The organism is Rhodoferax sp. GW821-FHT07G04, from assembly GCF_059418585.1.
This window is the reverse complement of the sequence record NZ_JBWKQD010000001.1, coordinates 1,885,111-1,902,305: the sequence shown is the minus strand read 5'-3', so window position 1 is coordinate 1,902,305 and position 17,195 is coordinate 1,885,111. Positions and strand designations below refer to the sequence as shown.

Sequence of the window (17,195 nt, the reverse complement as noted above, 5' to 3'; positions counted from 1 at the left end):
TTCCAATTGTCCAACGCGAACAATTGTGGGTCGCTGCCGTTTTCAGCTAATTGGAATCTGACCCCAATTAGCTGAAAGCGCTACTGCGCAAATTATCGCACCGGGTTTGCAGCCGCCAAGCAGGCAAAAAGCCAGGGTTTGCTCGGGGCTTTGTGTTGCAACGCGTTACGAAAAAAAGGCATTGCATTTCCCGGGGTTCGGGCGCATAGTGGTTTAACGGTTATCGATTTAGACCATTTTGGTGGCCGTTCTTGTCGCGCTTTTTCTTGGAATGCAGCGGCAAGGTTTTCAACTTGTGAGCAACTGGAGGCTATTTATGAATTTGACGATCAGCGGTCACCATCTTGAAGTTACCCCGGCCCTGCGCAGTTACGTTACGACCAAGCTCGATCGAATCATGCGACATTTTGACCAAGTGGTCGATGTCAAGGTACTTCTAACCGTTGAGAAGCAAAAGGAAAAGGAACGACGGCAGCGTGCCGAGTGCAACATCCATGTCAAGGGCAACGACATGTTTGCTGAAAGCTCGCACGAGGACTTGTATGCTGCTGTAGATGATCTGGTCGACAAGCTCGACCGCCAAGTGGTGCGCCACAAGGATCGCATGCAAGACCACCACCACGAGGCCCCCAAGCGGCTGATGTAAGCGCTTTACCGCCATTCGGCACTAGAGCAGCCGCCCTTCATAGGGCGGTTTTTTTGTGCATAATCGGCCCACACCATGAACCGACTAGCCAGTATCCTGTCGCCCGAGCAAGTGCTCGCGCACGTTGACGTCACCAGCAAAAAACGTGCTTTTGAAGAGGCTGGCCTGTTGTTCGAGAACCTGCATGGCCTGAGCCGTGCGCTGGTGACCGACAGCCTGTTCTCCCGTGAACGGCTAGGTTCCACCGGTTTGGGCCATGGTGTCGCCATTCCCCATGGTCGTATCAAGGGCCTGAAGGCCCCCATGGCCGCGGTTTTCCAGCTGGCCAACCCTATTGGTTTTGACGCCCCCGACGATGTCGTGGTCGGCCTGTTGATCTTCTTGCTGGTGCCCGAAGCGGCGACCCAGAAACACCTGGAAATCTTGTCCGAGATTGCTGAGTTGCTCAGCGACGCAGAACTGCGCGAGCGCATGCTCCACAGCAGCGACGCAGCCCAATTGCATTCCCTGATTGCGGGCTGGCAATCGGCCCAGGTCGCCTAAGCCAGGCCCTAAGCGCCGCGTTGCCCAGTGAAACCTACCGTAGTCAGCGCCGACGTCCTCTTTGAAGAGTTCCGCGGCCGCCTGCGCTGGGAATGGGTCGCAGGCCTGGGTGCCTCGGAGCGCCGTTTTGACGAAGTGGCCGTGCGTGCTGCGCGCTCGGGTGCCGACCTAGTGGGCTACCTGAATTACATCCACCCTTACCGCGTGCAGATTCTGGGTGAGCGCGAGATTGCCTACATCACCAGTGCCACGCCCGAGGATTGCGCCCGGCGCATTGCCCGCATCGTGACGCTGGAACCGCCGGTATTGGTTTTGGCCGATGCGCAGACGGCGCCACAGGCCCTGCTGTCGATGTGCGAGCGGGCTCAGATACCGATGTTTGCGACCGCGGAGTCCTCGGCCTTTGTCATCGATGTGCTGCGGGCTTATTTGTCCAAGCATTTCGCCGACCGCTCGTCCATGCATGGCGTGTTCATGGACATCCTGGGCCTGGGCGTGTTGATCACCGGCGAATCCGGCCTGGGCAAGAGCGAACTGGGCCTGGAGCTGATCTCCCGCGGCAATGGCCTGGTGGCCGATGACGCCGTCGATCTGTACCGCATCAACCAGACGACCATTGAAGGGCGCTGCCCGGAGTTGCTGCAAAACCTGCTGGAAGTGCGCGGTATTGGCCTCTTGGACATCCGCGGCATCTTTGGCGAAACCGCGGTGCGCCGCAAGATGCGGCTCAAACTCATCGTGCACCTGGTGCGCCGTGAAACGCTGGAGCGTGAGTACGAACGCATCCCCTACGAACCGCTGACGCAGGACATCCTGGGCATTCCGGTGCGCAAGGTTGTCATTCAAGTGGTGGCTGGCCGCAATATCGCCGTGTTGGTCGAGGCCGCGGTACGCAATACCATCCTGCAATTGCGCGGCATCGACACCTACCAGGAGTTTGTCGAGCGCCACCGCAAGGCGATGGCCGACGGCAACTAAAAAAGACGCAGCAGGTGGGCTGCTAGCTCAGGCCCCGCCACCGCCGCGCTGCTTGTCTCGGTCCGCACGGTTGGGGCATTTGTCCTTGGTGCAGTGGGCATACAGGCTCAGCGCATGGTCGGAAATCGCAAAGCCCTTGGCCTTGGCGATCTCGTGCTGGCGATTTTCAATCTCTGCGTCGTAAAACTCTTCCACCATGCCGCAATCCAGGCATACCAGGTGGTCATGGTGCTGGCCTTCGTTCAGTTCGTAGACCGCCTTGCCGCTTTCGAAATGGCTGCGGCTCAGAATACTGGCCTGCTCGAATTGGGTCAGCACCCGGTACACGGTGGCCAGCCCCACATCGGAGCGGTCTTGCAGCAGCACGCGGAACACATCTTCGGCTGTCAGATGGCGTTGCGCGCTGCGCTGAAACACCTCCAGGATTTTCAGCCGGGGTATCGTGGCTTTGAGACCCGTGTTTTTGAGTTCGTCGATGTTGGTCATGGGCATCTTTCCGCCGGGTGCGCTCAGAGGGAGGCGCGGTGCTCAACCGCTACAATCCCACGATCATATCTCGCGTAACCTGCCATGTCCGACATTCATTGCCGTAGCCCTATTCAGCCCCTGGTAGCCCTGGCCCTTGCCAGCATAGCGGGCCTCGCAGGCTGCAGCAGCTTTGACGGCGCCAGCGCGCGCGTGGCTAGCATCATCTCCCCGTACAAGGTCGACATCGTGCAGGGCAATGTCGTGACCCGTGAGCAAATGGCACTCATCAAGCCCGGCATGCAGCGCGCCCAGGTGCGCGACATCCTGGGCACCGCCCTGCTGACCAGCGTGTTCCACGCCGACCGCTGGGACTATGTGTTCACGCTGAAGCAGCAAGGTGTGGCACCACAAGCCCGCAAGGTCGCCATCTTCTTCAAGGGCGACGCCGTCGAGCGCTTTGAGGCTGACGAATTGCCTACCGAAGCCGAATTTGTGGCCACGCTGAAATCGCCATCGCTGCCAGGCTCCATTCCCAGTCTGGAAGCATCGGAAGAAAGCCTGAAGAAATTCCCTGCGCCCAAGCCCGTGGCCATCACGGCACCCATTCTTGGCGGCACGACCGACTACCCTCCATTGGAAGCCGTGCGCCCCTAATTCTCCGTAGCTGAAAGACACCGTGACATGACCCACAAGATCACTGTGGCCGGCGCATCGGGCCGTATGGGGCAGATGTTGGTCGACGCCATCCGTACCGCTGACGATTGCAGCCTGACCGGCGCGCTGGATCGGGCAGACAGCCCATCCGTTGGCCAGGATGCTGGCGCACAGTCTGGCAAGCCCGTGGGCGTGACGATCACCGCCGATCTGCGCGCCGGCCTGCAGCCCAGCCAGGTGCTGATCGACTTCACCCGCCCGGAAGGCACGCTGGCCCACCTCAAGGTCTGCCGCGAACTGGGTGTGGCCGCCGTCATCGGCACCACCGGTTTTACCGATGCACAAAAGGCCGAGATCGCGGCCGCCGCCAAAGACATCGCCATCGTCCTGGCGCCCAATATGAGCGTGGGCGTCAATGTCACGCTCAAGCTGTTGGAGATGGCCGCCAAGGCCCTGGCCACTGGCTATGACATCGAGATTGTCGAAGCCCACCACCGCTTCAAGGTGGACGCGCCGTCCGGCACTGCGCTGAAGATGGGAGAGGTCATTGCCGGGGCCATCGGCCGCGACCTGAAAGATTGCGCCGTCTATGCCCGAGAAGGCGTGACCGGCGAACGTGACCCGTCCTCCATCGGCTTTGCCACCATACGCGGCGGCGACATCGTGGGCGACCATACCGTGCTGTTTGCCGGTATTGGCGAGCGCATCGAGATCAGCCACAAATCCTCCAGCCGTGTCACCTACGCCCAGGGCAGCCTGCGTTCTGTGCGCTTCCTGGCCGACAAGAAGACCGGCCTGTTTGACATGTACGACGTGCTGGGCCTGCGGTGAACGCCTGGGAGCTGCTGCGCCAGGGCGACGCGGTCAGCAACGGCGTCTCCCTGGTATTGCTGGTGATGTCGGTGACCAGCTGGATCGTGATTTTGTGGAAGGCCTGGCTGCTTTTGCGGGCACACCGCGATGTGGCCCGCAGCACCGCCGCCTTTTGGCAAGCCCCCACGCTGGACGCCGGTCTGAAGTCGGTGCAATTGTTTGACCGCGAGGTCCTGGTCATGCCGCTGGTGGAAGCCAGCCAGGTCGATACCGCTGGTACCTTGGCCGGTGCGGGCGACAAATCCCAACAGCTCACCCGCCTGCTGCGCGATGCGCTGCATGCCGTGCTGCTCAAGTTGCAATCCGGCCAGGTGCTGCTGGCCACCGTGGGCTCCACGGCCCCCTTTGTGGGCTTGTTGGGCACGGTATGGGGCATCTACCACGCGCTGATCGGCATTTCGGGCGCGGGCCAGGTCAGCATCGACAAGATTGCCGGGCCCGTGGGCGAGGCCTTGATCATGACCGCCGCGGGTCTGACCGTCGCCATTCCCGCCGTACTGGGCTACAACGTGCTGGGTCGCTACATCGGCCGCATCGAAGCCGACCTGGAAGGCTTTGCGCGTGATTTGCGCGAGCTGTTGATTACACAGAAGGTCTTATGAGCTTCGGTAGGCTGGAACGCACCACGGGGCCCCAGCCCATGAGCGACATCAATATGACGCCGCTGGTGGATGTGATGCTGGTACTGGTCGTCATCTTCATCATCACCGCGCCGCTACTGGTCAGTGCCGTCAAGGTGGATTTGCCCAAGACGGCGGGCGCGGCTTCGCTGGAAGCACCAAAATTCATTGCGCTGACGGTGGATAAGTCTGGTCAGGTTTTTGTTGACGACAAGCCGCTGGAAACCCGCGCGGTGGCCGCTGCGCTGCGCCAGGCGGGTGAACGCAACCCGGACACCGAGGTGCGCCTGCGCGCCGATACCGCTGTTCCCTACGGCCGCGTCGTCGAACTGATGGGGCAAGCCCATCTGGCCGGCCTGCACCGCATCGGTTTCGTGGCCGACGAGAGCACACCCCCACGCTCCACCGCTGTGCGGGTCGCTGCCCCCCATGGGGGCTAATTTGCCTTGTGGCGGCCCGGCGGCAAATTGCCATTGCGCCAAGTTCTGTGGGCACTATGGCGGCTGCACCTAAAATCCCTCTAGGCACTCCATTCGGCGGCCCTTTCGCGGCCTCAGACCCATGCAAGACAAATACCAACATCTGGATATCGAAAAAGCGGCACACGCACATTGGGCGCAACCCTTGTGGAACGGCCAGAATGCCTACCGCGTCAACGAAGACGCGCTTGGCGCAGATGGCAAGCCCAAGAAGAAGTTCTACGCCTGCTCCATGCTGCCCTACCCCAGCGGCAAGCTGCACATGGGCCATGTGCGCAACTACACGATCAACGACATGCTGGCGCGCTACCTGCGCATGAACGGCCACAACGTGCTGATGCCCATGGGCTGGGACGCCTTTGGACTGCCCGCCGAAAACGCCGCGCTGAAGAACAAGGTGCCGCCCGCCAAGTGGACCTACGAGAACATCGCCTACATGAAGGGCCAGATGCAGGCCATGGGCCTGGCCATCGACTGGAGCCGCGAGGTCGCCACCTGCGACCCGTCGTACTACAAATGGAACCAGTGGCTGTTTTTGAAGATGCTGGAAAAAGGCATTGCCTACCGCAAGACCCAGGTCGTCAACTGGGACCCGGTGGACCAGACCGTGCTGGCCAACGAACAGGTTATTGACGGCAAGGGCTGGCGCACCGGCGCCACGGTCGAGAAGCGCGAGATCCCCGGCTACTACCTGAAGATCACCGACTACGCACAGGAGTTGCTGGACCAAGTGCAGACCGGCCTGCCAGGCTGGCCCGAGCGCGTCAAGCTGATGCAGGAAAACTGGATTGGCAAATCCAGCGGCGTGCGCTTTGCGTTCACGCACGACATCCAACGCGCCGACGGCACACTCATCGGCGACGGCCGCATGTACGTGTTCACCACCCGCGCCGACACCATCATGGGCGTCACCTTCTGCGCGGTCGCGCCCGAGCACCCGCTGGCCCAGCACGCGGCGACTACCAACCCCCAACTGGCCGCCTTCATCGAAGAATGCAAGGCCGGTGGCACCACCGAAGCCGAACTGGCCGTCAAGGAAAAGCTGGGCATGCCCACCGGCCTGCAGGTCATTCACCCGCTGACCGGCGATCCGGTCGATGTGTGGGTTGGCAACTATGTGCTGATGGGTTATGGCGATGGCGCCGTCATGGGTGTGCCAGCGCATGACGAGCGCGACTTCGCCTTTGCCAAGAAATACGGCCTGCGCATCGACGACGTGGTCCACATCGACGGCCTGAGCTACGACCATGACCACTGGCAGGAATGGTATGGCGACAAGACCCGCGGCTTCACCGTCAATTCCGACGTGTTCAGCGGCCTGAACTACACCGACGCGGTCAACGCCGTGGCCAGCGCGCTGCTGCACAAGGGCCTGGGCGAGAAAAAAACCACCTGGCGCTTGCGCGACTGGGGCGTCAGCCGCCAGCGCTACTGGGGTACACCCATCCCCATCATCCATTGCAGCGAGCACGGTGCCGTGCCGGTGCCCGAGAAGGATCTGCCGGTCGTGCTGCCGCAGGACTGCGTGCCCGATGGCTCGGGCAACCCGCTGCACAAGCACGAAGGCTTCCACGCAGGCGTGGTCTGCCCGGTCTGCGGCAAGGCCGCCCGCCGCGAGACCGACACCATGGACACCTTTGTCGACAGCTCGTGGTATTTCATGCGCTACTGCGATCCCAAGAACGAGCAGGCCATGGTCGGCGCGGGTACCGCCTATTGGATGCGCGACCAGCAGCAAGCCACCGGTGGCAGCGGCATGGACCAGTACATCGGTGGCATCGAGCATGCCATCCTGCATCTGCTGTACGCACGCTTCTGGACCAAGGTCATGCGCGACCTGGGTCTGGTGAAGATGGACGAGCCATTCACCAAGCTGCTGACCCAGGGCATGGTGCTCAACCACATCTACTCGCGCCGCACCGAAAAGGGTGGCAAGGAGTACTTCTGGCCACAGGATGTGGAGAATGTGTTTGACGACGCCGGCAAGATCACCGGCGCCAAGCTGACCAAGGCCGTGGACAGCGCGGACGGTCTGCTGTCCGTGGGCACCGCCATCGACTACGAGGGTGTGGGTACCATGTCCAAGTCCAAGAACAATGGCGTGGACCCACAGGACCTGATCGAAAAATACGGTGCCGACACCGCCCGCCTGTACACCATGTTCACCGCGCCGCCCGAGGCTACGCTGGAGTGGAACGACGCCGGCGTGGAGGGTAGCTACCGCTTCCTGCGCCGTGTTTGGAATTTTGGTGTCAAGCTGTCTGCTATGGATTTGGAAGCGGCTCACGCAGATTTGACGAGGGCTAGCGGTCAGAGTGCCATAAACTTCGGCAAGGAAGCCAAGGCTCTGCGGCGCGAGATGCACACCGTGCTCAAGCAGGTCGACTACGACTACCAGCGCATGCAGTACAACACCGTGGTCTCCGGCGCGATGAAGATGATCAACGCGCTGGAAGACTTCAAGGCGCTGGATGCTGAAGGCGGCCAAGTCGCCGTGCTCGAAGGCTTATCCATCCTGCTGCGCGTGTTGTACCCGGCCACACCCCACATCGCCCATGCGCTGTGGAGCGAACTGGGTTACGCCAAAGCCGGTGGTGATCTGCTGGACGCACCCTGGCCCGCAGCCGATGCAGCCGCTTTGCAGCAAGACGAAGTGGAGTTGATGCTGCAGGTCAACGGCAAGCTGCGCGGCTCGGTGATGGTGCCTTCGGGAGCCTCCAAGGAGGCCATCGAGGCGCTGACGCTGGCCAACGAAACCTTTGTGCAGTTTGCCGCGGGTGCGCCGATCAAGCGCGTCATCATCGTGCCGGGTCGCCTGGTCAATGTGGTCCTCTAGACCGCAGCCCATGCCAAGTCGCCGTACTGCCATTGCCGCAGCCCTGGGCGCCGCGGTTTTGGCTGGCTGCGGCTTCAAGCTGCGCAGCAGCCAGACCTTTGCCTTCCAGACCCTGGCTGTCACGCCTGAGCGCAACGGCCTGGTCGCGGCCGATTTGATCCGCTACTTTGGCAAGTCCATCGTGCCCCTGGTACCCGTGCGCGGTTCCGAGCCGCCGCAGGTGGTGGTCGATATCCTGCAAGAGGTACGCGACAAGAATGTGGTGGGCGTTAACGCCTCGGGCCAGGTGCGCGAGTTCCAGCTCAGGCTGCGGCTGCTGTTCCGCATGCGCCTGCCCGACGGGCGGGAGCTGATTGGCCCCACCGAAATTGCGCAGCAGCGCGATATCAGCTTCAACGAATCCGCCGTGTTGGCCAAGGAGGCCGAAGAGGTGCTGCTGTTCCGCGACATGCAGAACGACATCCTGCAGCAGTTGCTGCGCCGCCTGGCAGCAGTCAAGTCGCTGGATCCGGCCTGAACAATGCATAGCTCCCGCCGCTTGGGCTCTGCGGGTGGCGGCACGGTACCCACGAAAGGTTTTGTTCCATGGATCTTCGCCTGGCACTGTATGAACTGACGGCCCAGCACCGCTTGGATGCCGCCGCGACCCGCAAACTCACCGAAATCGCAGGACTCAACCGCGAGCCCGCACAACTGGCCTACTGGCTGCCACGCGGTGTGGCCGTGCTGGCGGCCGCCTTGGGTGGCTTTGGCGTCATCCTGTGGATAGCCGCCAACTGGGAGACGCTGGGGCGCTTCGGCCGCTTTGCCTTACTGCAAGTCTTGTTTTTGGTGATGTGCGGGGCCGCGGCGCTGAAGCCGGCCGGGCGCACCGCCCTGGGCTTGCTGGCGCTGCTCACCATCGGCGGACTCTTCGCCTATTTTGGCCAGACCTACCAGACTGGCGCCGACCCCTGGCAGCTGTTTGCCGTGTGGGCCGTGCTGGCCCTGCCGCTGGCCTTGAGCGTGCGCAGCGATGTGGTGTGGACGCCGTGGGCGCTGGTGGTAGCCACCGGCATCTCTTTGTGGGTCTATGCCCATACCTCGCACCGCTGGCGCGTGGAGCCGCAAGACCTGCGTGTCTACGCTGCGGCCTGGGTTGCAGCCCTGGCCTTGGTCTTGGCGCTAAGCCCCGTGCTGCAGCGCTGGACTGGTAGCGGCCCCTGGGCCATGCGCACGGCCATCACGCTGGCCACCACCATGATTACCACCACCGCGTTGGGTGCCTTGTTTGACCGCGAGATGGGCGCGCTCTATGCCTTGGGCCTGGGGTTGCTGGCTGTCGCCGCGGTGGGCCTGGCCAGCGATGCCGTATTTGACATTTTTGGTCTGAGCGCAGTGGGCCTGGCACTCAATGTGCTGCTGATCTTCGGTCTGGGCAAGCTGCTGTTCCACGACAGGCATGGCGATGGCTGGTTCGGCGCTCTGCTGCTACTGGGCTTGGCGGCAGCCGGCTTGTTGGCCGGAACGGTGAGCCTGCTGCTGCGCTTGTCGCGTGCCCATGCAGGGCAAGGGAGCGCAGCATGAGCGCCGACCGCCTGGAACAAGTACTGCAGACAGCGATAGCCGCCGGCGTCTTGCCGGACGACGCACGCCGTCCCGAGCAAGACACGCGGCCCTGGCCGGTTGTGCTGCTGACAGCCCTGGGAGCCTGGCTGGCCGCCGTGCCCTTATTGGGGGTGGTGGGCATGATGGTCGGCGAAGTGGCCACCCGGGGTGCAGGCACTTACCTGATTGGTGGCCTGGTGCTGGCGGGTGCGGTGGTGGTCTTGCGCGCCCGTGAACTGCCGCTGTTTGTCGAACAACTGGCCGTGCCGGGGCTGATCGTGGGTGGTAGCCTGTTGGGCTTTGCGCTGTTCCGCGACATGCCTCCACGTGGTGCGGCGGCCATGTCCGCGATCCTGGTGATCGGTGTCGTATGGGCGGTGCCCAAACCCTGGCTGCGGGTGTTGCTGGGGGCTGGTGCCGCGGGGCTGGTCGGGTTGGCGGCTGCGCCCATCAGCTTCAATTTCTTTGGCCGCTCTGAGTGGCCGGGCGTGTGGCTGGCGCTGCATCTGCTGGTTGCCTTGGTCCTGGTCGGCGCCTGGGTGCAGCACACGGTGTTCCACGCGGGTGAAGACGCGCGTGTGGCTGCAGCCTGGGAGTCGCTATCGGTTGGCTGGTTATTGATGACCCTGGCAGGGCTGGCGTTTTGGGCCGGCATGACGTTTCTGGTCGGTGCCAGCCTGGGCGGTGGTGGCCGTGTGGCAGGTGAGATCGCGCGGGAACTGGGTTCCAACCCGACCTCGGCATTGGACGACTTGCTGGCACTGCGGCTGGGCTCCGTGGTGCTGGCCGCTGCGGCAGCGGCTTGGTTGGCCTACGGATGGCCGCGCGTGCGCAATACCTGGTGCGCCGTTGTCGCGCTGGTGCTGGTAGCACTGGCGGCCTTCATGCCGTCGCTGGGCGCGGTGTTGCTGCTCATGGCCTACTGTGTTTCGGGCGGGCGCTGGCGTGTGGCCAGTGCTGCGGGCGTAGCAGCGGCCTGGATCATCGGTGCCTTCTACTACCAATTGAGCTGGTCCCTGGCGGACAAGGCCTTGCTATTGGTCGGCGCAGGCGCAGTGTTGGCAGGCCTGGCCTGGTGGGCCGCGCGCACAACCCAGGCATTCCGCACGGCCTCTGCGAACGGTCCTAAGGCGAATGCAGGCTTGGACAAACCCCAAGCCGGCTTGGCCTTTGCCGCGCTGTTGGTGCTGCTGGTGGCCAATGGAGGCATCTGGCAGAAAGAAAACCTCATCGCCCACGGGCAGCCCCTGTTCGTGGAGCTGGCTCCGGTGGACCCGCGATCGCTGATGGCCGGTGACTACATGGCGCTGCGCTTCGCCATCCCCCGTGATGCGGCCCTTGCAGACGGTGGTTTGTTGACAGCGGGGCAGCGGCCGCACGTCGTGGCCCAGCGCGATGCGCGCGGAGTGGTCACGCAGTTCCGCTCCGACCTAGGAGGGGAACTGGCCCCGGACGAAATGCGTGTGGAGTTATCGCCCAAGAACGGCGAATGGGTATTGGTCACCGATGCCTGGTACTTCAAGGAAGGCGAGGCCGAGCGCTGGGCCCAGGCGAAGTATGGCGAGTTCCGCGTGACCCCGGATGGTCGGGCCTTGTTGGTGGGATTGCGCGGGGCTGATCTGGCCGCGTTGTGAGTGCTACCGGCGCAGGCCCCTTGCGCTATGCCGCCTATTGGGATGCCATATCACCTGGCTCCGGCGCTTGGCAGGCGTCTTCGCAGGGCGCGAATCGCACGCTGAGCCCGGTATAGGAAACCGGGGCTGATGCCGCCTTGGCATCTGTGATGACGGCGCCGCGAAACACCGTCTGCGCATCCCGTGTCAAGGTCGCGCTGTAGTAGGGCGCGTTCTGCTTACCGCGCGTGTCTGTGCTGTTCTGCGTGGTGCCATAGCCCAGCCAGGCGCCGGTTCGCCCCATGCGGGTAGCCAGGTTCAGAAAATTCGACGCGCCGGTGTCCAGCAAACGGTCTTGCGCCGCCACCTCAGGCGCTGGCGCTGGTGGAAGCAACGGCGCACCCGATGACAGCTGGACTTGCAAATCCCCAGAGGCATCGATGTGGGCCGTGTCACCGGGCAGCAGGTAATGGGCCCGCACGCCGGATATCTGCAGGGGCTGCTGTGGGTTGTTGGATGCGGCACGGGCCGCGCGTACGTCGGCAATGAAGACACCACCGGCCCCCAGCACCGAGAAGTGTGTGGCACCGGCCGCGTCGGGCCGGCTGACCAGGAGTGCCGTGTTTTCGTCGACACCGAAGCCATAGTCCATGGCGCTGTCGAAGGTGGCGCGCACCAGGCGGCCTTCGCGCGCGCGCCGCGAAAAATGTGAATCCAGCAGGCCAAAACGGAACACCCCCAAACCACCCAGTGGGTAGATGACTGGAGCGTTGCTGCTGGTGCTGGCTTCGGTCTGGCCCAATTCCATGGTGTCGCCGGCAGCACCCTGGCCTTTGGCAAAGCCACCCTTCAGCGCGTCATACGAACTGCCGCCCCCCACCATGGGCACGGGCTTGCCCCGCCACAGTCCGCCGCCCTGGATATGGTCGCCCGCACTGGTGCCAGCCACCACCAATTGCCCTTGTGCGTGGCGGCGCTGCAAGATCGCCAACTGCGCGCTGGTCAGCGTGTAGTCGCCCGCGGCGTCTTTGGCCACCAGGCTCTCCAGGTGACGGGCCTGGTTGCCGCCCGAAAAGTAGATGCCGTTCAAGCGCTTGAGCACAGCGTCCAGGGCTTGGCCGTGGTGCGCACAGAAGCCGCGCTGTTGCTCGGCCAGATCGGGGAACAGCAGGTCGGCGTGGTAGACCACGCGCTCGGGCCGGGTGTTGGTGTAGCTGTCGTAGTAGTAACGCAGATTGCTACAGTCATCGGCGTCCAGCGCCTGGCGGAAGCCTCCTTCCAGCGGCAGGTAGACCACGTCGGCACCAGCCGAATGCAGCATGAACACATTGATGTCACGGTCCACAAAGGGATGGGGGCCGGCCGAGGCGGTGACCACCCCGATCAGCGGCGTGCGTCCTTTGTTCACCGCCCGCGCCGCGGCGACCAGGGCCTGGGTGATGGCCACGGTGGAGGCGTTCGACGAAAACGGCGTGGAGCGAGCCTGCCATTTGCGCCGGTAGTCGGGTAGCGGGTCCACGAAGGCCGAGCGCAGCATGGCGCCTTCGGCCAGGCTTAAGTGCACCGGGTTGCCGGTGGCAGCCGAGGTCGGCAGCAGCAGTTGCTCAAACACGGGCCAGGCCACATGCTGCTGAGGGCCGGATTCGGCCAGTATCGGTGCCAGGTGGGCCAGCAGCAGGGATTTGCGCTGCGGGTCAAACAACCGGTCTGGTATCTTGCGCAGCGCGTCCAGGTGGGCTTGCGTCAGGCTGTAGCTGAAATGGGGGACGGCGTAGTCAAATTCGAAGCTGATGTCGTCGCGGCGCAGCCCCTTGAACGCGGGGTCTTGCGCCAGTATGGTGTCCCAGTCGGCGGAGCATCCACGGCCCTGGCCGGCACCGGTGTAGCTGGAGCAGCGCTGCTCCGCGCCCCCGATGATCACATTCGCAATGGGCGGTGCTGCGCTAATGCCCGCGGCCTGGGCTGCGCCCAAGGCCAGTACCAGGCCCCCGGCAGTGAAGGCGCGGTGCAGGCCGCGCCGCAACAGAGATAGACGGGTCGGTGTGGGCATGCGGCGGTACCAGGCTGGGCAAGTAAAACAGAATGCGTCTGCGCGACGCCTCCATACTACGCTCCTTTTTTGACAAAAATATGGAGCAGCGGGCGCAGGCTAAACTGAGCCCATGCAAGTCGCCGCCCACCAACTCAGCCAGCACCTGCAGCGCGGGCTCAAAGGCCTTTACACGCTGCATGGGGACGAGCCGCTGCTGCTGCAAGAGGCGCTGGACGTCATCCGCACCGTGGCCCGGCAGCAGGGCTTCACCGAGCGCACCTCGCACACCGTGGCCGGCGCCCACTTTGACTGGAGCGAAGTGCTGGCGGCCGGCGGCTCGCTGAGCCTGTTTGCCGACAAGCAGATCGTCGAGATCCGCATCCCCTCGGGCAAACCGGGCAAGGATGGCAGCACGGCCCTGCAGCAACTGGCAGAAATGTCCCAGGGCAACGACTCCACGCTGACCATCGTCATGCTGCCCAAGCTGGACAAGATGACGAAGTCCGGCGCTTGGTTTGCGGCGCTGGAGAGTTATGGCATCACGCTGCAAGTGGAACCGGTGGAGCGCGCCGCGCTGCCGCAGTGGATTGCCCAGCGGCTGTCCGCCCAGGGCCAGCGCGTGGCGGCGGGCGAAGAAGGTCAGCGCACGCTGCAATTTTTTGCCGACCGGGTGGAAGGTAATCTGCTGGCTGCGCACCAGGAGATTCAAAAGTTAAGCCTGCTGTTCCCTGCAGACGGTCCCGGCGGCGGTGTGTTGACGTTCGACCAGGTGGAGGGCGCGGTGATGAACGTCGCCCGCTACGACGTCTTCAAGCTCAGCGAGGCCGTGCTCGGGGGCCAGGCTTTGCGCGTGCAGCGCATGCTCGATGGCCTGCAGGCCGAGGGCGAGGCCGAGGTGCTGGTGCACTACACGCTGAGTGAAGACATACGCGCACTGAAGCGCGTTAAAGACGCGATGGGCCAGGGACGGCCCTTGCCCATGGCCCTGCGCGAGCAGCGTGTCTGGGGCGCCAAGGAGCGGCTGTTTGAACGCGTGCTGCCGCGCCTATCCGCTACGGCTCTGTCGGATCTGGTGCAAAGCGCCCATGTGGTGGATGGCATTGTCAAAGGCCTGAAGCAGCCTGACTGGCCGACGTCGGGTTGGCAGGCCTTGCACCGGTTGGCGCTGCAACTGTGCGGGCTGTGCGCTGCGCCAGCGGCCGGCGGCAGCGCGGTCAGGTCACGAGCATAGCGGCGAAGCTGCTCGCAAAGCGGTGCGCATCGCCCGGCCAGCGGGCCGACAGGTAGTTGCCGTCCTGCACCACAAAGCCGGGTGCCAGATTGCCGGGGCTGTCACGCGTGGTTGCCATGGGGCCGCTCACAAAATCGTCGGGCTTGGCCAATACGCTACGCACTTCGTCCTGCAGTGGCTGCGGGTAGGTGCGGTAGTAGCGGCCCATCCATGCACAGGTCAACGCCCAGCCGCTGAGTTCCAGCGTCTTGGTCAGCGCCGTGGTCTTGCGGCCATGCAACACCGACTTCCCATTGGTTTGGCGCGAGCGGGCTGCCAGCAGCACGCCGTGGCAGATGGCGGCCACCGGCTTGTTGGCGGCAAAGAACGCCGCCACCAAGGCCTGTAGCACGGTGGATTCCAGATAGGTCTTCATGCCCGGCGCGTGCCCGCCGGGCAATAGCAGCGCGTCGAAATCGGCGCACTGCAGATCGCTGTAGCGCAGCGGTTTTTGGAAGGCCGGGCTTTGTACCGTGGCGTCGTAGGCTGCGCGCCCGTTGGCGTCGGCCATCAGCAGCGGCGCCAGCAAACCCAGGCCTTTGCCGGTGCGCATGATGGGGTCGCACGCACCGGGCGCGCCGTCCGGCGTGGCGAAGCGCACCGTGTGGCCGGCATCCGTCAGCACGCGCCAGGGCACGGCGGATTCGGTGGGGTCGAAATCGGTGCTGGGGAGCGGTATCAGAATGGTTGCCATGTGCCACGCCTGTTGGAGAGAGTCCTGGTGCCAGGACCATCTTAGCCTTAGCGCGGCACATAGCAGCGGTGCAACAGCACCGCGGGTCTTTATGGGGCCAGCTCTGCCGCGCGCAGACCCAGGGCCTCCAGCACGTGCTGAGCCACCAGCGCAGACGACTGCGGATTTTGCCCGGTGACGAACTGGCCGTCGCGCACGGCGAAGGCGGCCCAGTTGTCGGCGCCTTCAAAGCGGGCGCCCAAGGCGCGCAGACGCGACTCCAGCGCGAACGGCACCACGCTGCTCAGGCCCACGGCGTCTTCCTCGGCATCGGTGAAAGAGTTGATGCGCTTGTCCTTGACCACTGATTCGCCGTCCGGACGGCGCGCAGTCACCAAGCCAGCCGCACCGTGGCAAACCGAAGCGATGAGCTTGCCGGCGGTGAATGCAGTCTCTACCGCACGGGTCACGCCGGCGTCTGTGGGTAGGTCCCACATGGTGCCGTGGCCGCCGGGGAAAAACACGGCGTCGAACTGGTTGGCATCCATTTGCGCGGCGATGTGGGTGGTGTTGGCCTGCGCCTGCGCGGCAGGGTCCGTCAGGAAGCGGTCCACCAACGGATCGTTCTGGCCCACGGGTTTCAGGCTGCCGGGGTCCAGTGTCAGCGGGCCGCCCTTGGGTGAGGCCAGCACGACTTCGGCGCCGGCGTCCCGCAGTTGGTAGTAGGGCACGGCCAATTCGTCGGCCCAGATGCCGGTGGGCTTGCCGCTGGCGCCCATCACGGTGTTGGAGGTGGCAATCATCAAAATGCGTTTGGGTGTGCTCATGGCGGGGGTTCTCTTTCCATTCAAAAAGTGGGTAGCGGTTGGTGGCCGCAAAGCCTGGGTTTGGGCTCTGGAGTGACTGTATTGCTTGTAATTAATTAGATAAACTGCCTAAGCTGACATTTACTAATTACATCGTGTAACTATGATTCGCAGTTTTGACCCCGTGCAACTGGGCAGCATCGAGATGTTCTGCAAGGCGGCCGAGCTGCAGGGCTTTACTGCCGCCGCCCTGGCCCTGGGCGTGACCGCGGCGGCGGTCAGTCGCTCGGTGGGGCGGCTGGAAGAGCGCCTGGGTGCCAAGCTGTTCACCCGCACCACACGCCTGATGCGGCTGACCGATGAGGGGCGCGCCTACTTTGAGCAGTGCCGCCAGGCGCTGGCCCAGATCGAGAGCGCGGAGCGTGCCATCCACGGCGGGCAGGCCGAGCCCACGGGGGTTCTGCGCATCTCCATGCCCACCACCTATGGCCATTACCGTGTGCTGCCGCGGCTGCCGCAGTTCATGGCGCGCTACCCCAAGCTGAGGTTGGAGATGGACCTGAGCAACCGCAACATCGATTTCGTGGAAGACGGCTACGACATCGCCCTGCGCGGCGGCACGCCCAATGACTCACGGCTGGTGGCGCGCAAGCTGGAAGACGCCGCGTTCGGCATCTTCGCCGCGCCAGAGTATCTGGCACGCAAGGGCACACCGCAGACGCCGCAGCAACTGCTGGGCGATGGCTACGACTGCATCGAGTTCGTGATGCCCAGCACCGGGCGCGGTCTGCCCTGGCTGTTTCGCCAAGAAGGGCAGGATGTGGACCTGCCCATCAGCAGCCGTGCCAGCATGCAGGGTGATGTGCTGGGATGCCTGTCCTATGCCATCGCCGGTGGTGGTTTGCTGCAGGCCTACCGCTTTGTGGCCGAGCGGCACGTGCGCAACGGCAGCTTGGTCGAGGTGTTGCAGACTTTTGGTGGGCGCTCGCGGCCGTTCTCGCTGCTGTACCCGCACAACCGGCATCTATCGGCCAAGGTGCGGGCCTTTGTGGCCTTCATGTTGGAGCGCCCGGAGGCCTGACAAGACCCGTCGCATTTTTGCTCCACACACCGCTGT

Annotated in this window: 17 protein-coding genes; 13 read left to right on the top strand and 4 right to left on the bottom strand. The window is 63.8% G+C overall.

Annotated features, from left to right (window positions below; translation table 11 throughout):
• The first annotated feature begins 316 nt into the window (after nt 1–316).
• The 3 genes from hpf (at nt 317) to hprK (ending at nt 2,167) form a co-directional block, all read left to right on the top strand.
• Complete coding sequence (gene hpf, locus AC07OO_RS08810) at nt 317–646, top strand: ribosome hibernation-promoting factor, HPF/YfiA family (RefSeq protein WP_495081671.1); 330 nt, start codon at nt 317–319, stop codon at nt 644–646.
• Nucleotides 647–721: 75 nt separating this feature from the next.
• Nucleotides 722–1,189: a PTS sugar transporter subunit IIA gene (locus AC07OO_RS08805; RefSeq protein WP_495081670.1), complete on the top strand. Its 468-nt coding sequence runs from the start codon at nt 722–724 to the stop codon at nt 1,187–1,189.
• A 27-nt stretch (nt 1,190–1,216) separates the two neighbouring features.
• Nucleotides 1,217–2,167 (top strand): HPr(Ser) kinase/phosphatase, encoded by a 951-nt coding sequence (gene hprK / locus AC07OO_RS08800; protein WP_495081669.1) that lies wholly within the window; start codon nt 1,217–1,219, stop codon nt 2,165–2,167.
• 27 nt (nt 2,168–2,194) lie between these two features.
• Here the strand turns inward: hprK and fur are convergent, their stop codons facing one another.
• Entirely contained in the window at nt 2,195–2,653 is a 459-nt protein-coding gene (gene fur, locus AC07OO_RS08795) for a ferric iron uptake transcriptional regulator (RefSeq protein WP_495081668.1), read from the bottom strand.
• An 84-nt stretch (nt 2,654–2,737) separates the two neighbouring features.
• Between fur and AC07OO_RS08790 the strand changes: the two genes are divergently transcribed.
• The 8 genes from AC07OO_RS08790 to AC07OO_RS08755 all read left to right on the top strand — a co-directional run bounded on the left by AC07OO_RS08790 (nt 2,738) and on the right by AC07OO_RS08755 (nt 11,318).
• Nucleotides 2,738–3,289, top strand: a complete 552-nt coding sequence (locus tag AC07OO_RS08790) for an outer membrane protein assembly factor BamE (protein WP_495081667.1) — start codon at nt 2,738–2,740, stop codon at nt 3,287–3,289.
• A gap of 27 nt (nt 3,290–3,316) precedes the next feature.
• Entirely contained in the window at nt 3,317–4,120 is an 804-nt protein-coding gene (dapB, locus tag AC07OO_RS08785; protein WP_495081666.1) for a 4-hydroxy-tetrahydrodipicolinate reductase, read from the top strand.
• A complete protein-coding gene (locus AC07OO_RS08780) occupies nt 4,117–4,764 on the top strand; it encodes a MotA/TolQ/ExbB proton channel family protein (RefSeq protein WP_495081665.1) in 648 nt (215 codons plus the stop codon). The genes dapB and AC07OO_RS08780 overlap by 4 nt, the downstream gene beginning before the upstream one ends.
• Nucleotides 4,761–5,222 (top strand): ExbD/TolR family protein, encoded by a 462-nt coding sequence (locus AC07OO_RS08775; protein WP_495081664.1) that lies wholly within the window; start codon nt 4,761–4,763, stop codon nt 5,220–5,222. The genes AC07OO_RS08780 and AC07OO_RS08775 overlap by 4 nt, the downstream gene beginning before the upstream one ends.
• A gap of 121 nt (nt 5,223–5,343) precedes the next feature.
• Entirely contained in the window at nt 5,344–8,097 is a 2,754-nt protein-coding gene (leuS, locus tag AC07OO_RS08770; protein WP_495081663.1) for a leucine--tRNA ligase, read from the top strand.
• Between the two features lie 10 nt (nt 8,098–8,107).
• Nucleotides 8,108–8,614 carry an LPS-assembly lipoprotein LptE gene (locus AC07OO_RS08765; protein ID WP_495081662.1) on the top strand — a complete coding sequence of 169 codons (507 nt, stop codon included), beginning with the start codon at nt 8,108–8,110 and terminating at the stop codon, nt 8,612–8,614.
• Nucleotides 8,615–8,682: 68 nt separating this feature from the next.
• Nucleotides 8,683–9,663 carry a DUF2157 domain-containing protein gene (locus AC07OO_RS08760; RefSeq protein WP_495081661.1) on the top strand — a complete coding sequence of 327 codons (981 nt, stop codon included), beginning with the start codon at nt 8,683–8,685 and terminating at the stop codon, nt 9,661–9,663.
• Nucleotides 9,660–11,318, top strand: coding sequence for a GDYXXLXY domain-containing protein (locus AC07OO_RS08755; RefSeq protein ID WP_495081660.1), 1,659 nt, complete (start codon nt 9,660–9,662; stop codon nt 11,316–11,318). The genes AC07OO_RS08760 and AC07OO_RS08755 overlap by 4 nt, the downstream gene beginning before the upstream one ends.
• A 34-nt stretch (nt 11,319–11,352) precedes the next feature.
• Here the strand turns inward: AC07OO_RS08755 and AC07OO_RS08750 are convergent, their stop codons facing one another.
• Complete coding sequence (locus AC07OO_RS08750; RefSeq protein ID WP_495081659.1) at nt 11,353–13,347, bottom strand: hypothetical protein; 1,995 nt, start codon at nt 13,345–13,347, stop codon at nt 11,353–11,355.
• A gap of 112 nt (nt 13,348–13,459) precedes the next feature.
• Here AC07OO_RS08750 and holA point away from each other — a divergent pair, with 112 nt between their 5' ends.
• Nucleotides 13,460–14,560 carry a DNA polymerase III subunit delta gene (holA, locus tag AC07OO_RS08745; protein WP_495081658.1) on the top strand — a complete coding sequence of 367 codons (1,101 nt, stop codon included), beginning with the start codon at nt 13,460–13,462 and terminating at the stop codon, nt 14,558–14,560.
• Here holA and AC07OO_RS08740 read toward each other — a convergent pair.
• A complete protein-coding gene (locus AC07OO_RS08740) occupies nt 14,544–15,293 on the bottom strand; it encodes a type 1 glutamine amidotransferase domain-containing protein (RefSeq protein WP_495081657.1) in 750 nt (249 codons plus the stop codon). The two genes, holA and AC07OO_RS08740, sit on opposite strands and share 17 nt — an antisense overlap.
• 89 nt (nt 15,294–15,382) lie before the next feature.
• Nucleotides 15,383–16,099, bottom strand: a complete 717-nt coding sequence (locus AC07OO_RS08735; protein WP_495081656.1) for a type 1 glutamine amidotransferase domain-containing protein — start codon at nt 16,097–16,099, stop codon at nt 15,383–15,385.
• A gap of 142 nt (nt 16,100–16,241) precedes the next feature.
• On the opposite strand from AC07OO_RS08735, the gene AC07OO_RS08730 reads away from it, so the two are divergent.
• A complete protein-coding gene (locus AC07OO_RS08730; protein ID WP_495081655.1) occupies nt 16,242–17,159 on the top strand; it encodes a LysR family transcriptional regulator in 918 nt (305 codons plus the stop codon).
• Nucleotides 17,160–17,195 lie beyond the last annotated feature (36 nt).

Bases quoted from the DNA above. Each gene is read 5' to 3' on its own strand.
- hpf (WP_495081671.1), top strand. From the start codon at position 317: ATGAATTTGACGATCAGCGGTCACCATCTTGAAGTTACCCCGGCCCTG.
- AC07OO_RS08805 (WP_495081670.1), top strand. From the start codon at position 722: ATGAACCGACTAGCCAGTATCCTGTCGCCCGAGCAAGTGCTCGCGCAC.
- fur (WP_495081668.1), bottom strand. From the start codon at position 2,653: ATGACCAACATCGACGAACTCAAAAACACGGGTCTCAAAGCCACGATA.
- AC07OO_RS08790 (WP_495081667.1), top strand. From the start codon at position 2,738: ATGTCCGACATTCATTGCCGTAGCCCTATTCAGCCCCTGGTAGCCCTG.
- dapB (WP_495081666.1), top strand. From the start codon at position 3,317: ATGACCCACAAGATCACTGTGGCCGGCGCATCGGGCCGTATGGGGCAG.
- AC07OO_RS08775 (WP_495081664.1), top strand. From the start codon at position 4,761: ATGAGCTTCGGTAGGCTGGAACGCACCACGGGGCCCCAGCCCATGAGC.
- leuS (WP_495081663.1), top strand. From the start codon at position 5,344: ATGCAAGACAAATACCAACATCTGGATATCGAAAAAGCGGCACACGCA.
- AC07OO_RS08765 (WP_495081662.1), top strand. From the start codon at position 8,108: ATGCCAAGTCGCCGTACTGCCATTGCCGCAGCCCTGGGCGCCGCGGTT.
- AC07OO_RS08760 (WP_495081661.1), top strand. From the start codon at position 8,683: ATGGATCTTCGCCTGGCACTGTATGAACTGACGGCCCAGCACCGCTTG.
- AC07OO_RS08755 (WP_495081660.1), top strand. From the start codon at position 9,660: ATGAGCGCCGACCGCCTGGAACAAGTACTGCAGACAGCGATAGCCGCC.
- AC07OO_RS08750 (WP_495081659.1), bottom strand. From the start codon at position 13,347: ATGCCCACACCGACCCGTCTATCTCTGTTGCGGCGCGGCCTGCACCGC.
- holA (WP_495081658.1), top strand. From the start codon at position 13,460: ATGCAAGTCGCCGCCCACCAACTCAGCCAGCACCTGCAGCGCGGGCTC.
- AC07OO_RS08740 (WP_495081657.1), bottom strand. From the start codon at position 15,293: ATGGCAACCATTCTGATACCGCTCCCCAGCACCGATTTCGACCCCACC.
- AC07OO_RS08735 (WP_495081656.1), bottom strand. From the start codon at position 16,099: ATGAGCACACCCAAACGCATTTTGATGATTGCCACCTCCAACACCGTG.
- AC07OO_RS08730 (WP_495081655.1), top strand. From the start codon at position 16,242: ATGATTCGCAGTTTTGACCCCGTGCAACTGGGCAGCATCGAGATGTTC.